The following is a 14,820-nucleotide window of genomic DNA, read 5'->3' as shown; positions in this document are numbered from 1 at the left end:
AACTGCTGGTAATGCGGAAGTAGTAAATTTTTTAATCGTCGGGGAGCAGGGTGTCTTTGGTACCAGCTCTGGCCCGTTCTGTCTTTAGCTCATCCACCCGAAAGAGTATGGCCTGCAACAGCGTCATCGCAGCAATGCAGCCGCCCATGATGTACAGCAGCTCAGGTGAGCCGTTTTGGGCCTTGCCGTGCTTGTCGGCATAGGGAAAATCTTTTACCCCGTTGCGCTCCATAAGCCAGCCGCAGCCAATTAGAAAGCCCACGGCCAGCCACGCCCACGTGTAGCCATTGCCAATTACCTTCTTGAAAAGCTTGGCTAAAGGTGACTTACGGCGAGGCATTAGTATAGCACCCGGAACTTGATGGTATGCTCCACTTCGCGTAGGGCCTTGATGACTTCCTGGTCGTATTCCTTGTTGATGTCCGTTATCACGTAGCCGATGTGCTCGTTGGTTTTCAGGTATTGACCCAGAATGTTGACGTGGTGGGCAGCCAGCACGTTGTTGATGTTGGCCAGCACGCCGGGCACGTTGGCGTGGATGTGGATGAGGCGGTGTCCGGGCTGCACCGGCAGCTGAATGTTGGGGAAATTGACCGACTGCTGGGTATTGCCGGTGTTGACGTAGGCCATGATGCGCTCGGGCACAAACTCGGCGATGTTGCGCTGGGCCTCGGCCGTGCTGCCGCCTATGTGGGGCGTGAGCAGCACGTTGGGCAGGCCGCGCAGCTCGTTTTCGAAGCTCTCGTGGTTGGTTTTGGGCTCGTAGGGAAACACGTCAACAGCCGCGCCGCCGAGGTAGCCGGCGCGCAGGGCGACGGCCAGAGCGGGCACGTCCACGACGTGGCCGCGGGCGTTGTTGAGGAACAGCGCGCCCTTTTTCATCAGCGCAAATTCCCGGGCACCGAAGAAATCCAGGTTTTCGGGCCGGCCATCAATGTGCAGCGTCACCACGTCGGCCACGGCCAGCAACTCTTCCAGCGTGCGGCACTTCACGGCGTTGCCGAGCTGCAGCTTTTCGGCAATGTCGAAGTACACTACCTTCATGCCTACGGCCTCGGCCACCACGCTCAGCTGCGAGCCGATGTTGCCGTAGCCCACGATGCCGAGCGTTTTGCCGCGAATTTCGAACGCGCCGTTGGCCGACTTATCCCACTCGCCTGCGTGCATTTTGGGGTTTTTTTCGGGGATGCGGCGGGCCAGCACGATGATTTCGCCCAGCGCCAGCTCCACCACCGAGCGGGTGTTGCTGAAGGGGGCGTTGAATACGGCCACGCCGCGCTTCATGGCCCCGGTCAGGTCAATCTGATTGGTACCGATACAGAAAGCCCCGATGCCAATCAGCCGGTTGGCCGCTTCCAGCACCCGCTCCGTCACCTGCGTTTTGCTGCGGATGCCGAGGATGCTCACGCCCTCAATCCGCTGAATCAGCTCGTCCTCGTCCAGGCCGCCGGGCACGGTTTCTACCTGGTAGCCTTCGGCACTGAACAGCTCTTGGGCGCGAGCGTCGGGGTTTTCAAGCAGCAACACCTTGATGCGGTTTTTGGGGTACGAAAGAGTCATGGGAAGTTTTAGTTGGTACAAAAACTCGTCGAAGGTCGGGAGAACTTCGTCGGCTTGGGCCACCACGGTGGGCCGGCTAACGTTCTCCGTGTAAGCGTAGAAGCGGTGGGCCAGGCCGGCCTCGCGGATTTGGTAGTCGGTGTAGCCGTCGCCCAGCACATACACGGGCCCGTCCAAATCAAGCAGCACCAGCTGGCGGATTTTGCCGCCGTTGCGGCTCAGCACGTTGGCCGGGTCGCAGCCGGTGATGTTGCCCGCCGCGTCGAAGGTGAAGGTGTTGGCCAGCACGTGGTCGGGCGCGATGCCGTACTCGGCCACTACGGGCTCGATGAACTCCCGAAAGCCGCTGCTCACCACGTAAATACGGTCGGCGAAGTGCCGGAAGAAGTCGCCGTTGCGGCGGATGCTTTCGCTCACTTTGGTTTGCAGGCGGGCCACCAGCGGCGCCAGGTGCTTTTCGTTGGCCCCCAATAGCGCCAGCCGCTTGCTCAGGGATTCCTGAAAACCGATTTCGCCAGCCATGCCCCGGTCGGTGAGGGCGCGGATTTGGGCCACCACGTCGGCTTGGTTGGGCTGGCCCTGCAGGGCAATTTCGGCCAGCTCATCCAGGCCTTCTACTTGCGTGAAGGTGCTGTCGAAATCGAAAACGAGGTAGGGCAGAGGAGCGGCGGGGGCGGACATATTCGTAAAGGTGGGGCCGGCAGTACCTTGGGCGGCGTTCCTGTCCGAAGTTTTTCTAAAACTACTGCTGCGGTGGTGGTGGCTGTTGCCTCGCTATTGGCCGGTAAGTGGGGCTGATAAGTGGGGCTGAGGAAATGGATTCGGTCGAGCTCAACGGGCTGATGGAACTGGTGCGGGCCTGGCTGGGGTAGCGAGCCGGTGTGACCATTACCTTTGGCCGAAGAAGTTGGCTTTTTTTAATTTTCAGGGTTTTGCCTCACTCATTATTTCGCATGAAAATACCTTTCCTCCCCGGCTGGCTGCTGGGCGCGGCGCTGCTCACTACGTCCGGCGCGGCCCTGGCCCAGCAGCCGGCCGGCACCGGCCCGGCCTACGATGCCCGCACGCTGTTCAACCCGCTGTTTATTGAGCAGTTGGCCACGCCTACGCGCACGGCCGGGGGCCAGCCCGGCGCCGCCTACTGGCAAAACGCGGCCGACTACAAAATCGACGCCAGACTGGACGATAAAACGGCCCGCGTGACGGCTACCGTTGACATTACTTATACCAACAACAGCCCTGACCGCCTGCCCTTCGTGTGGCTGCAGCTCGACCAGAACCTGTTTCGGGCCGACTCGCGCGGGGCCGCCGTGACGCCGGTGGCCGGCGGGCGCTTCGGCAATGCCGCGCGGGGGTTCCGGGGCGGCGACTCGCTGCAAACGGTGACCATCGACTTCCACGGTAAGAAGCTGAAAGCCAACTACCGCGTGTACGACACGCGCATGCAAATCCTGCTGCCCGAAGACCTGCGGCCGAAAGGCGACAAGCTCGGCATCCGCATCAGCTACGCCTTCAACATTCCCGAGTACGGCGCCGACCGCCTGGGCCGCCTCCAAACCAAGAACGGCGAAATCTTCGAGGTGGCGCAGTGGTACCCGCGCATGGCCGTGTACGACGACGTGGAGGGCTGGAACACGCTGCCTTACCAGTCGGCCGAGTTTTACCTGGAATATGGCAATTACGACTACACCATCAACGTGCCGGCCAACTTCATTGTGGGCGGCTCGGGCGAACTGGTGAACCCGGCCGAAGTGCTGACCGCCACCCAGCAGCGCCGCCTGACCCAGGCCGCCGGCTCCGACAAAACCGTGCTGGTGCGCTCGGCCGACGAAGTGACGCAGGCCAACTCCCGCCCGGCCGGCAAAAACGGCCGCCTCACCTGGCACTTTCGCTGCCAGCAGGCCCGCGACGTGGCCTGGGCGGCCTCGGCGGCTTTCATCTGGGACGCCGCCAAAATGAACCTGCCCAGCGGCCGCAAGTCCCTGGCCATGTCGCTATATCCCACCGAGTCGGCGCAGGATACGGCCTGGAACCGCTCGACGGAATACGTGAAGAAGAGCATCGAATTTAACTCCAAGCAGTGGTACGAATACACCTATCCCGTGGCTACCAACGTGGCCGGCGTGGTGGGCGGCATGGAGTACCCCGGCATCGTGTTTTGTGGTGCCAAAGCCCGGAAGGAAGACCTATGGGGCGTGACGGACCACGAATTCGGCCACAACTGGTTCCCGATGATTGTGGGCTCGAACGAGCGGAAATACCCGTGGATGGACGAGGGCTTCAACACCTTTATTAACATTCTGACCACGAATGATTTCAACAACGGCGAGTACAAATTCCTGAACGACACCGTGCGGCTGGCCCAGGGTCTGGCCCGCGCCATTGCCGACCCCGCCGTGGACCCGCCCTACACCGTGCCCGACGTGACGCAGGCCCGCAACCTGGGCTTCGCGGCGTACGGCAAAATGGGCTACGGCCTGTTTTTGCTGCGCGAGGAAGTGCTCGGCCCCGAGCGGTTCGACTACGCGTTCCGCACCTACATTAAGCGCTGGGCCTTCAAACACCCGCAGCCCAAGGACTTTTTCCGGACCATGAACGAGGCCAGCGGCGAAGACCTGACCTGGTTCTGGCGCGAGTGGGTGTACAACAACTGGACCCTGGACCAGGCCGTGACCACCGTGGCCTACGTGAACCAGGACCCCGCCCAGGGCGCCCTCATCACCATTGAAAACAAGGGCCAGGCCGCCATGCCTGTCACAGCGCAGGTCACGGAAACCAACGGCAAAACCAGCCGCGTGAAGCTGCCAGTGGAAATCTGGCAGCGCGGCGCCACCTGGACGTTCCGCTACCCGTCTACCACGCCGCTCACGCTGGTGCGCCTCAACGCCAGCAAGCTGCTGCCCGACGCCAACCCGCGCAACGACGTGTGGCGCGCGCAGGTACTGCGGTAGCGGTGCTTTAAACCATAAGAAAGCCCCGGCCGCTCAAATGAGCAGCCGGGGCTTTCTTATGGTTTAAAGCTTAAAATCGGTGCTGCCGGTGGTGGCGCGGCGGTGTTTTTGCCAGTCGGCATCGTAGCGCGCGCCGCCGAAGAGGTAGAGCATGATGGCGCGGGAGTAGCGCAGCACCAGCGGCATGAGCAGCAGCGACACCACGGTCACGGTGAGCACATATACCCACGTATCGGGGTCGCCAAACAGGAAGTAGAGGGGAATGCCCACGGCAAACATGGTGGCCACGTTAAAACCGAAGGTGATGTACATCGAGCCGAAGTAAAACCCCGGCTCGGGCTCAAACGACTGCCCGCACACGGGGCACTGCGCCGGCATTTGGGCAAATTTGGTGATGTTGAGCGCGGAATGGCTGAAAAGCTTGCCTTCGTGGCAGCGCGGGCAGCGCAAGGCCAGCAGCGCCAGGGAAGAAGATTCGAGGGGAGCAGGGTCCATGGCCGTTACAACAAGGGAAGGGAGAAATAGGCTATACGGACAAGCGGCAGGTGATGGGGCAAAATTGCCGCTTCTGCCGCGTGCGTTGCTGCTTTTCAACCCTGGAATTACTGCCAGGAGCGGGGTTTTTTTAAAAAACGCACCAAGCCCCGAAAATAGCCCCACGCGGCCGGGCGTACCTTTGGGTACTGCTGGGGTCTGGTTGGCCCTGACTGGCGGGCGCCCGCGTGGCGTGGCGTTAACGAGTAAGGCACGCTGCCTTAGTCGTTGATTTGGAGCCTTTGAGGGCTCCGAACCAGCTTTGCCGACGCCCGCCAGCAGCGACTTGTTGCCTTGTTGTTGTGAATAGTTTGATGTTGAACCGCTCGGCTGTGTGGGCCGGGCTGCTGGGCGCCTGCGCGGTGCTGGACAGCTTTAGCGCCCCAGTGCCCCGGCCGGTGGCTGCTCGCAGCCGCACCTTCGTGCTTACTACCACGGCCACCGTGCCCGCCCCGCCCGCCGGCACCAAAACTTTTGACGTATGGCTGCCCGTGCCGCACGCCGACGCCTCGCAGGACGTGCGCGACCTCAAAATCGACTCGCCCGTTCCGTATAAAATCGAGAAGGGCGCCTTCGGTAACCAGATGCTGCACCTGCAACTGACCGCCGCGCCCACGGCCCCGCTCGTGGTGAAGCTCACGGCCCAAATCACGCGCCGCGAACACCTCAACCTGACTGCCAACGGCTTGGCCGCCAACTCCGTCAAAAAGGGTAAAGCCGACCCCAACATGGCCCGCTGGCTGGCCCCCGACCGCCTCGTACCGCTCGATGCTACCATCCGGCAGCAGGCCGGGGAAGTGGTGGCCAAAGCCCACGCCAAAACCGACCTGGAACGCGCCCGCGCCATCTACGAGCACGTGGTGAGCACCGTGACCTACGACAAAACCGGCCAGGGCTGGGGCCGTGGCGACATCTACTACGCCTGCGACGCCCGCCGCGGCAACTGCACCGATTTCCACGCCATCGTCATCGGCTACTGCCGCAGCCTGGGCATTCCGGCGCGCTTCAGCATCGGGCTGCCGCTGCCCCCCGAGCGCGGCAAAGGCGAAATCAAAGGCTACCACTGCTGGGCCGAGTTCTATACCCCCGAAACCGGCTGGGTGCCGGTAGACGCCTCCGAAGCCGCCAAAAATCCGGACAAGCGCAACTACTTCTTCGGCGCGCACGACGAAAACCGCGTGGAATTCACCCGCGGCCGCGACGTGGAACTGGCCCCTAAACAAGCCGGCCCGCCGCTCAACTACTTCGTATACCCCTACGCCGAAGCCAATGGCCAGCCGCTGGATGTGGCCCGGAAATATGAGTTTGCAGATGTGGTGGCGCAGTAGCGGCGGAGGGTTTTAGGAAAGGAAAAAGAACGGTCATGCCGAGCGCAGCCGAGGCATCTCGCGTGGGGTAGTAACTCAGTCTATTGGATTACTACCCCACGCGAGATGCCTCGGCTGCGCTCGGCATGACCGTTCTTTCTTGTTCTAAATATTCACTAAGCTTCCCTACGGGGCCAGCACCAGCTTGCCAAAATTCCCGCCCGAAAACAGCTTGAGCAGCGCCGGGAGAAAGTTTTCGATGCCGTGCTCTACCTGTATTTTGGGTGATTTCAGCTTGCCTTCCTGAATCCAGCCGGCCATTTCGCGGGCGGCGGTGCTGTAGTTGGCCGCGTTGTCGAACACCACGATGCCTTCCATGCGGGCGCGGTTCACGAGCAGCGAAAGGTAGTTGCTGGGGCCCTTCACGGGTGTGGTGTTGTTGTACTGCGAGATGGCGCCGCAAATCACGATGCGGGCTTTGAGGCGAATTTGCTCCAGTACGAAGTCCAGGATTTCGCCGCCTACGTTGTCGAAATACACATCGATGCCCTGGGGGCAGGCGGCGCGTAGGCCGCTGCGCACGTTCTGAGTTTTGTAGTTGATGCAGGCATCAAATCCGAGCTCATTCACCACGTAATCGCACTTTTGCTGGTCGCCGGCAATGCCCACCACGCGGCAGCCCTTGAGCTTGGCAATCTGGCCCACCACGCTGCCCACGGCGCCGGCCGCGCCGCTTACCACCACGGTTTCGCCGGCCTGGGGCTGGCCGGTGTTCAGCAAGCCGAAGTAGGCCGTCATGCCCGGCATGCCGAGGGTGGCCAGGTAGGCTTCGAGCGGGGCAATGGCCGTATCCACTTTCACGAGGTATTCGGGGCTGCCGGGGTCGGTGGCGCCCGCACCCATCACGGCGTACTGCTGCACGCCCAGGTTGCCGGTCAAGGAGTCGCCCACGGCAAAGCCAGGGTTCCGCGATTCGACCACCTGCCCGGCCGTGCCCGCCCGAAACACCTCCCCAATCTTAATGGGTGCGATGTAGGATTTGCCCTCGTTCATCCAGCCGCGCATGGCCGGGTCGAGGGAAATAAAGCTGGTTTTAATCAGCACCTGGCCTTCGGTGAGCTCGGGGATTTCAACGGTGTCTATCTCCAGATTGGCCGGCTGGGGCAGGCCCACTGGGCGCGAAGCCAGCTTAACGCGCGTATTGAAATAGGTCATAAAGGGATGATTTAGGAGGGATGAATAACTGCTGTTACGCAGGTTGGCTGGCGCGCGTCTCTGACGCGTTGCCTACTGGTTTCGAGCCTGTGGCTCGCTGGTAGAAGAGTCGCGTTGGGGCCATAAAAGCCGCCCACCCGCCCGAGCCTGAGGCTTGAAGCCAGCGGGCAACGCGTCGCAGACGCGTGCCAGCCCAAGGCCCAGGCGAGCTTACTCCGCTTGCCCGGGCTGCGCTTGCTTCAGCGTCTGCAAATCCTCGGGCGTCAGCCGCAGCTCGGTGGCTTTGAGCAGCTCCGTAACCTGGGCCACGCTGGTGGCGCTGGCGATGGGCGCCGTCACGCCGGGGGCCTGCATGAGCCAGGCCAGGGCTATCTGGGCGGGTGGGGCCTGCTGGCGCTCGGCCACGGCATCAATGGCGGTGAGCAGGGCGAGGCCTTTTTCGTTGAGGTATTTCTGCCCTACACCGCCGCCGCGGGGGCTTTTTTGCAGGTCGGCCTCGGTGCGGTACTTGCCGGTGAGAAAGCCGGCGGCCAGGCCGTAGTACGGAATGGCGCCGATGTTTTCCCGTAGCAGGAGCGGGGCCAGGTTCTTCTCGAAATCTTCCCGGTCGTACAGGTTGTAGAGGTTTTGCAGGGTTTCGTAGCGGGGGAAGCCGTGCTGCTGGCTGGCGGCCTGTGACTCTTGCAGGCGCTCTTGGGTGAAATTGGAGGCGCCGATGACGCGCACTTTGCCCGCCTTCACGAGCTGGGCGTAGGCTTCCAGCGTTTCTTCCACGGGCGTGGTGGGGTCGTCTTTGTGCGACTGGTACAGGTCGATGTAGTCGGTTTGCAGGCGCTTGAGCGAGCCTTCCACGGCGCGCAGGATGTAGTCCTTTTTCAGGCCTTTGTTGTCGGCGTTCACTTCCCACCCCACTTTGGTGGCGATGACCACGTCATCGCGCCGGCCGCGCCGCTGCAGCCACTTGCCGACGATGGTCTCGGACTCGCTGCCCACGTGGCCGGGCACCCACACCGAGTAGCCGTCGGCGGTATCAATGGCGTTGCCGCCACCGGCTACAAAGGCGTCGAGCACAGCAAAGGAAGTGGCTTCGTCGATGGTCCAGCCGAAGACGTTGCCGCCCAGCATGAGGGGCGAAATGGAAAGGCCGGAGCGGCCGAGCGGACGGGTTTGCATATAGTTGGTGGAAGAAAAAGCAGGGATTGCGGGCCGTTACGGCACGGGTAGTTTAACCAGGGAACAGGCGTTCGGGTTGCGGGCAGTGGCGGGCGAGGGCCGGGGCGCGTAAGTTTGCCCGCATGAATTATTCCTGGCTTCTTATCGGCGCGGGGGGCGGCCTGGGCGCTATCGCGCGTTATTTCATGCAGCAGTACGTGCAGGGGCGCTGGCCGCTGGCCTGGCCCGTGGGCACGGGGGCCGTGAATGCGCTGGGCTGCCTGCTGGCGGGCTTGGCGCTGGGTGTGCTGGAGCGGCACGAGCTGGGCGCGGCGTGGCGGCTGCTGCTCATCACGGGCGTGTGCGGCGGCTTCACCACGTTCTCGGCGTTTGCGCTGGAAAACGTGGGGCTGCTGCGCGAAGGCCACGTGGGACTGGCGGCGCTGTACGCAGGCGGCAGCGTGGCGGTGGGAGTGCTGCTGGCCGGCGCCGGCTACTGGCTGGCGCGCGGTTGAGCAGCGCGGCTAGCTACGTGACGCGCCGTGTGGTGCAGGCGGGCAGCCATCGTTTCTCGCGGCACACGGGGCAGGCGAAGGCGGCGGCGGTCTGTAACTCTTGCACGTGGCCGCAGGTAGTGCAGGCGTGGGGCCCGGCCGTGGCAATGGTTTCGGAGGCGCGGGCCAGCTCTTCGGGCAGAATGGACAGGCCGGGGTGCACGTCGGCGTCTTCGTAGAAAAACAGACTTAACTCGCCGGTGGCTTCGCTGTACACGGCTTTCAGCTGGCCCAGGTGTTCGACCTGCTGCTGCCGCAGCTCCCCAAACAGCTCCTTCTGGGTGAGGTTTTGCTGGTTGAAAGTGTCCCAGTCCAGCTGGCCTTTCTGCAGCAGCAGCACTTCCTCGCCCTCCATCCAGTCGCTGAATTTGGGCGACACCTCGGTGAAGTAGTTGAATAGCAAGTACAGGCCCATCACCGTCCCAAACACGATAACGGCGTGGCTCAGCGGCACCTCGGGGTAAAACATGGTGTCGCCGGCAATGGAGCCCAGGCCGATGACGATGCTAAGCTCAAATAGCGAGAGCTGCTTCACGCTGCGCCGCCCCGTGATGCGCAACGCCGCCAGCAGCAGCAGGTAGGTGATAATGCACCGAAGCACCACTTCCAGGCCGTAGAGCGGCGTTTGCTCGCCGGTCCACAGCAGGCGCTGCCAATCGAAGGGGATGACGGGTTCGGCCAGAAACAGGGACATAGTGCACGCTTGGTGAGCCTGGCCTTACGGCGGGGCGGGGCCGGCTGTTCGGGTTCCGGCCGGCCCGGCGGACTTTTTTGCGCGCCGGGCCGCACATTTGCGGCGGCCCGGTAGCCGCCGCACGTATGCAAGTCGTTGTTTCCTTTATGTCGGTGGCGCTGTTTGCCATCATCGCGCAGGCGCTTTTTGCGGCCGGATTGCTGGTTGCCGCGCCCGTAAACCGGGTTTCGAACCGGTTTTTGGCCCTGCTCATGGGGGCCATCGCGCTGTGGGTGCTCGATGGGTTTTTCCGGGTGTCAGGGCTGTACGGGCAAAACGCCGGGCTGTATTTCTCGCCCATCTACTACTCGCTGGCGTTTGGGCCGCTGCTGTATTTCTATGTGCGCAGCTTGGTGAATAGCGGGTTTCGGTGGCGGGCCCGGTACTGGGGGCATTTTGGTCCGGTGCTGGCGCAGGCGGGCCTGTACTGGTGGCTGCGCTTCCAGCCCTACGCCGTGCGCAACGATTTTTGGGAGCAGGTGCACCGGCCGGTTACCTACCGGCTGGAGTTCATCGGCACCTGGGTGTCGCTGATGGCGTATTTGTGGCTGAGCCTGCGCGTGCTGCGGGGCTACGGCCGCTGGCTGGAAGACAATTTCTCGGAAGTGTCCCGGCTGCGGCTGCGCTGGTTGCGCTGGCTGCTGGTGCTGCTGGCCGTGGTGAGCGGGCAATGGCTGGTGGAACTGGTGCTGCGCGAGTTTTTCGAGGTGTACTACCGCTACGATTATTCCACCGAGCTGCTGGGCGTGGTGGTGTTTGTGATTGGCATCGTGGGCCTGCGGCAGGCCGACATGCGCGCCGTGCATTTCGCGCCCGAAGCCGAAGCGCCGGAAGCCGCACCAGCTCCCAGCGCCGCCGCGACCAGCCCCGCGCTGGATTCCGCCGCACCGGTGGTGGCAGATTTCGTCGCCGCGCCGGCTGCTTCAGCCCCGGAGCTGGCGCCGGAAACCACTGCCGCGATGCCGCCCGCCGCCGCGGCCGTTTCGCCCGACCCGCTCCTTATGGAGCGCATCCGCCGCGCCCTGGTTGAGGACGGCCTGTACCAAAACCCCACGCTGACCCTGGCCGAGCTGTCGGCCCACACCGGCCTGGCCCCGCGCCTCATTTCCTTTACCGTCAACGCCGGGTTTGGCCGTTCCTTCAACGACCTGGTGAACGGCTACCGGGTGGCCGAAGTGCAGCGCCGCCTTGCCGCGCCCGACGCCCGGCGCTTCACCCTGCTGGGCATGGCCTTCGAAAGCGGCTTCAACTCCAAAACTACGTTTAATCGCATTTTTAAGCAGGTAACCGGCGTGGCCCCGCGCGATTACCAAGTGGGCCAGGATGGGCCGGAATGATGGGTTATTGAAGCTAAAACGCCCCAAATCCGGTTCTGGCACGTCCCACATCCGGTTGTGGGGCGATGGCGGGTAAGATGAATGGCCACCTTTGGGTCGTACTTCAAACGCCCCATTCCATGACCCGTTTCCTGCTGCTGGCGCTTGGCGCGCTGGTCCTCCGCCCGGCCCTGAGCCCGGCCCAAACCACTCTGACCCATGCCCTGCCGGGTACGACCTGGACCGACCGCACCCGCGTGCTGCCCGACGAGCTGCGCCGCCTGCCCGTGGGCCTCACGCTCTGGCACTCGCCCAACCCCAACTACCCCGAGCCCAACCCCGCCGTGCCCGGCGGCTACGTGTGGAAGCACCGCACCGCGGTGCGCGCCGAAACCGCCGACCTGCAGGTCGTGACCTGCGGCAGCTACATCTGGTACAGCGCCGCCGGCTGGCAAACCAACCTGCACCAAACGCCGGCCGAATTCACCGAGCTATTCAGCTGCCCCGGCGGCCGGCTGAAAAAGGGCGTCACCTACACTTTCAAACGCAATTACCGCTACGCTGCCACCGCCAAAAGCCTGTATGGCGGCGATGCCCTGTGGTTCATCATCGCCAAAGACGCCCAGGGCCGCCTCTACAAAGGCTACGGACTGATTGAAACCGAAGCCGAGCCGCAGGCATCCAAATAGCCGCCTCACCTCCATGTTTCCCAACCATTATTCTCATGAAAAAGCTGCTCATTATCCTGCTGCCGTTGCTGGCCCTGCTCGCCGCCCGGCCGGCCGCCACCACCTATCGCCTCGACCCCGCCGCCAGCACCCTCACCTGGACGGGCCACGCCGAAGCGGGCGCGTGGGCGCCGCAGGGCACCATCCGGCTCCGCGAAGGCCGCGTCGTGGCCGAGGGCCAAACGGTGCGGGCCGCCCGCGTGGTGGTCGAGATGGCCACCCTGTCCCACGAGCAATCGGCGCTGGCCGAGCACCTGCGCAACGCCGACTTTTTTGACACCGGCAAGTTTCACACGGCCGTGTTTGAGCTCACCGAATTCAGGGCCGGGCAAGCCACGGGCACGCTCACCATCAAAGGCGTGACTCGGCCCGTGGCATTTCCCGTGGAGGTGGTCCCCGTGCCCGGCGGTCTGCGTCTGCGCGGCACCGCCACCCTCGACCGCACCCAATTTGGCATCAACTACAACTCCACGGCCTTCTTCCAAAACCTGGGCAGCTACGCCATCCGCAACGATTTTCAGGTAACGTTTGACGTGCTGGCGCGGTAGCAGGCCACGCTTAGGAGTTAATAACGGACTTATCGGACAAGGTCACTGCCGGGTAGTGCGCGGATTGCGACACCGCTTTAGGGCTCTGCAAATGGCATTCTGCGGGACAAACCAAAAAGGATAGGGGCCAAAGTCGGCAAGGTGGAAATCAATCAGTTGAGCGCATGAGGAAATAAGTGGAAACCCTAAGCAGTAAGCCAATACGCAGCACGAGATGGTGTCATTATCGTGACAGCAAAGCGTTGACATACAATTCGGTAGATTGAAAGAATGTACTAATGCGGTGAAAGAGGTGCAAAAGTCCCGACCTTTGCGTGCTTGCCCACTTACTGGAAAAATGGCCCGGTGCTTGCCTTCTCCGTATCAGTCCCCCATGCGAATACCTTTTACGATTCTACTTGCCTTTGCCGGGCTGCTGGGCCCCGGCGCGCCGGCCGTGGCCCAACAGCTTGCTAATGATGGCTTCCATCGGCGCAACGGGCAGATGCACGTGCTGCGCAACGGCCAGCTGCGGCCCATGACGCGCGATTCGCGCTTGCCCACTGGCACGGTGGTTACGAAAGACGGCTTTTTGGTAGCTGCCAATGGCACCCGCACCGAGCTGCTGGAAGGCCAGGCCTGCGACCTGAAGGGCCGCGTGGTGGCCGTGCTGCCCGGAACGGGCGGCGCGCTCACGCTGGGCGCCCCGCTGCCCGGGCGCCGGGCCATACCGGCGGCGGGGCCGGCCAGGTCGGCACTCGAAGCATTTCTGAGCGGCCCGCCCAAAGATGCCGAAGGCCGCCAGGACGACGAGGACGACGACGGGCAGGCACGCGGGCAACAAGACCGGGAAGAAAAATGGCTGCGCGAACAAGCCAAACGCTACGAGGACTACGGCCATGGCCGGGGGAAGAAATGGAAGGATAAACGGAAAAAAGGCAAAAAGAACGACGACTGAGGAGCCCCCGATGCGGTGGCGCTGTCCTTTAGCTGTCAAGCAGGTGAAAGTGCCGGTCCGCCGCATCCGTGCCAGCGTTTCCCTTTTTCCATAAAAAACCCGTAAACCCTCATTCCTGGCGCCCGTCTGCGTTTTTCGATTCCCTTCCCATGTTGCATGCCCATCTTTACGCTCCCTTTGCCAGCCCGCTTCGCCAGCAGCTTTACGAGCAAGTACGCGCCGCCCTGGAGGCTGACAAGGACGGCCCGGCAACGCTGCTTTTGGCCAACTTTGCCGTAGAAGCCGGCGCTTCGGTGCTGGATGCCGTGGTGGTGCGGCCCCACAGCATCACGCTGCTGGTGCTGGTGCCGGGCGGGGGCCGGCTGCACGTGCCCGCGTTGGGCTACGGGGCCTGGCAGCTGGAGGGCAACGCCCTGGGTGGGGCGGGGGAGGCCGACAATCCGTTCGAGCAGTTCCGCGAGCAGAAAGAAGCCCTGGCTGCCTGGCTGGCCCCGCAGCTCAGCCCGGAGCAAGCCAATTTGCAGTTCGTTTCCGGGGTGGTAGTGTTCGGGGCCCCGGTCGACTTTGGCCCCGAAATCGAAGAGCAACTCTCCCAGCAGCCCGGCGGCCACTTCCAGCTCCTGGGCGACGCCTCCCAGCTCCCGCGCCGCCTGAAGCAGCTGGCCAAGCCCGAGGTTGACCTGAGCGAGGACGAAATCACAGAATGGGCCCAGGAGCTGACCGAGGAACCCGCCTCAGCCAGTTTGCCAGCCGCAACTGGCCCCGAAACAAGCCCCCCGGCCGCCCCGGCCAGCCCGTGGCGCAAAATGTGGCGCTGGCTGGGGGCTGATGACATTCCCGACGACGCGCCGTATGGCGGCTACCCCGCCGCGGAAGTAGCGGCCAGCAGCGCCGAAAAAGAGCGTCTGGAACAGGCCCGCCTGGATGGCCAGGCCCAGTTGCATCAAAAGCTGCAGGACCTGGAAGCCCGCGAAGCCCAGCGCGAGCGCAGCATGAGCCAGCTGGTGGCGCAACTGGCCCAAGCCCCCCCCGTGACGTCCGAAGCGCAGCAACTGCGCGAGCAGCTGGCGCTGGAAACCCGGGAGAAGGAAGCCCTGGACGAAGCCATCCGCCAGTCCCGTGCCGAGTCGGCCGCCCGCAACCAGGACCTCGATGCCAAGATTCAACAACTGGGGCAACTGATTGAACAGCTGCATACTCGCCCCGCGGCGGTGCCAGCCGCCGCCGCCCCAACCATGGCGGCCCCAGGCGGCGCGGCACGGCCATTGCGCGCGGCGGGGCGTGC

General features: G+C 63.4%; 14 protein-coding genes. 8 read left to right on the top strand and 6 right to left on the bottom strand.

Annotated elements, in window-relative coordinates; genetic code table 11:
- Nucleotides 1–31: 31 nt before the first annotated feature.
- Nucleotides 32–340, bottom strand: a complete 309-nt coding sequence (locus tag BEN47_RS02655) for a hypothetical protein (RefSeq protein WP_070724789.1) — start codon at nt 338–340, stop codon at nt 32–34.
- Nucleotides 340–2,241 (bottom strand): phosphoglycerate dehydrogenase, encoded by a 1,902-nt coding sequence (gene serA / locus BEN47_RS02650; protein ID WP_070724787.1) that lies wholly within the window; start codon nt 2,239–2,241, stop codon nt 340–342. Before serA ends, BEN47_RS02655 begins: the two co-directional genes overlap by 1 nt.
- A gap of 272 nt (nt 2,242–2,513) precedes the next feature.
- Here serA and BEN47_RS02645 point away from each other — a divergent pair, with 272 nt between their 5' ends.
- Nucleotides 2,514–4,511, top strand: a complete 1,998-nt coding sequence (locus BEN47_RS02645; RefSeq protein WP_083322047.1) for a M1 family metallopeptidase — start codon at nt 2,514–2,516, stop codon at nt 4,509–4,511.
- Nucleotides 4,512–4,574: 63 nt separating this feature from the next.
- On the opposite strand, the gene BEN47_RS02640 is transcribed toward BEN47_RS02645, so the two are convergent.
- The gene (locus BEN47_RS02640) at nt 4,575–5,006 is read right to left on the bottom strand and encodes a DUF983 domain-containing protein (protein WP_083322046.1); all 432 of its coding nucleotides are present in this window, start codon (nt 5,004–5,006) and stop codon (nt 4,575–4,577) included.
- Between the two features lie 341 nt (nt 5,007–5,347).
- On the opposite strand from BEN47_RS02640, the gene BEN47_RS02635 reads away from it, so the two are divergent.
- Nucleotides 5,348–6,373, top strand: coding sequence for a transglutaminase-like domain-containing protein (locus BEN47_RS02635; RefSeq protein ID WP_239691483.1), 1,026 nt, complete (start codon nt 5,348–5,350; stop codon nt 6,371–6,373).
- A gap of 165 nt (nt 6,374–6,538) precedes the next feature.
- Here the strand turns inward: BEN47_RS02635 and BEN47_RS02630 are convergent, their stop codons facing one another.
- On the bottom strand, nt 6,539–7,567 hold the full coding sequence (locus tag BEN47_RS02630; protein ID WP_070724783.1) for an NADP-dependent oxidoreductase: 1,029 nt from the start codon (nt 7,565–7,567) through the stop codon (nt 6,539–6,541).
- 210 nt (nt 7,568–7,777) lie between these two features.
- Nucleotides 7,778–8,740: an aldo/keto reductase gene (locus tag BEN47_RS02625; protein WP_070724781.1), complete on the bottom strand. Its 963-nt coding sequence runs from the start codon at nt 8,738–8,740 to the stop codon at nt 7,778–7,780.
- A gap of 122 nt (nt 8,741–8,862) precedes the next feature.
- On the opposite strand from BEN47_RS02625, the gene crcB reads away from it, so the two are divergent.
- Nucleotides 8,863–9,234 (top strand): fluoride efflux transporter CrcB, encoded by a 372-nt coding sequence (gene crcB / locus BEN47_RS02620; protein ID WP_070724779.1) that lies wholly within the window; start codon nt 8,863–8,865, stop codon nt 9,232–9,234.
- Nucleotides 9,235–9,247: 13 nt separating this feature from the next.
- Here crcB and BEN47_RS02615 read toward each other — a convergent pair whose 3' ends face one another.
- Nucleotides 9,248–9,967: a YetF domain-containing protein gene (locus BEN47_RS02615; RefSeq protein ID WP_070724777.1), complete on the bottom strand. Its 720-nt coding sequence runs from the start codon at nt 9,965–9,967 to the stop codon at nt 9,248–9,250.
- Between the two features lie 125 nt (nt 9,968–10,092).
- On the opposite strand from BEN47_RS02615, the gene BEN47_RS02610 reads away from it, so the two are divergent.
- The 5 genes from BEN47_RS02610 to BEN47_RS02590 form a co-directional block, all read left to right on the top strand.
- Nucleotides 10,093–11,343, top strand: a complete 1,251-nt coding sequence (locus BEN47_RS02610) for a helix-turn-helix domain-containing protein (protein WP_083322045.1) — start codon at nt 10,093–10,095, stop codon at nt 11,341–11,343.
- A gap of 119 nt (nt 11,344–11,462) precedes the next feature.
- A complete protein-coding gene (locus BEN47_RS02605; protein WP_070724773.1) occupies nt 11,463–12,011 on the top strand; it encodes a hypothetical protein in 549 nt (182 codons plus the stop codon).
- Between the two features lie 35 nt (nt 12,012–12,046).
- On the top strand, nt 12,047–12,598 hold the full coding sequence (locus tag BEN47_RS02600) for a YceI family protein (protein ID WP_070724771.1): 552 nt from the start codon (nt 12,047–12,049) through the stop codon (nt 12,596–12,598).
- A gap of 373 nt (nt 12,599–12,971) precedes the next feature.
- Nucleotides 12,972–13,535, top strand: a complete 564-nt coding sequence (locus BEN47_RS02595; protein WP_125921461.1) for a DUF6799 domain-containing protein — start codon at nt 12,972–12,974, stop codon at nt 13,533–13,535.
- 149 nt (nt 13,536–13,684) lie between these two features.
- Nucleotides 13,685–14,820: hypothetical protein (locus BEN47_RS02590; RefSeq protein ID WP_139147336.1), on the top strand; the 1,136-nt coding region annotated here is incomplete at its 3' end.

This window comes from Hymenobacter lapidarius (assembly GCF_001816145.1).
Classification (GTDB): domain Bacteria; phylum Bacteroidota; class Bacteroidia; order Cytophagales; family Hymenobacteraceae; genus Hymenobacter; species Hymenobacter lapidarius.
This window is presented reverse-complemented; position numbering and strand designations above follow the sequence as displayed.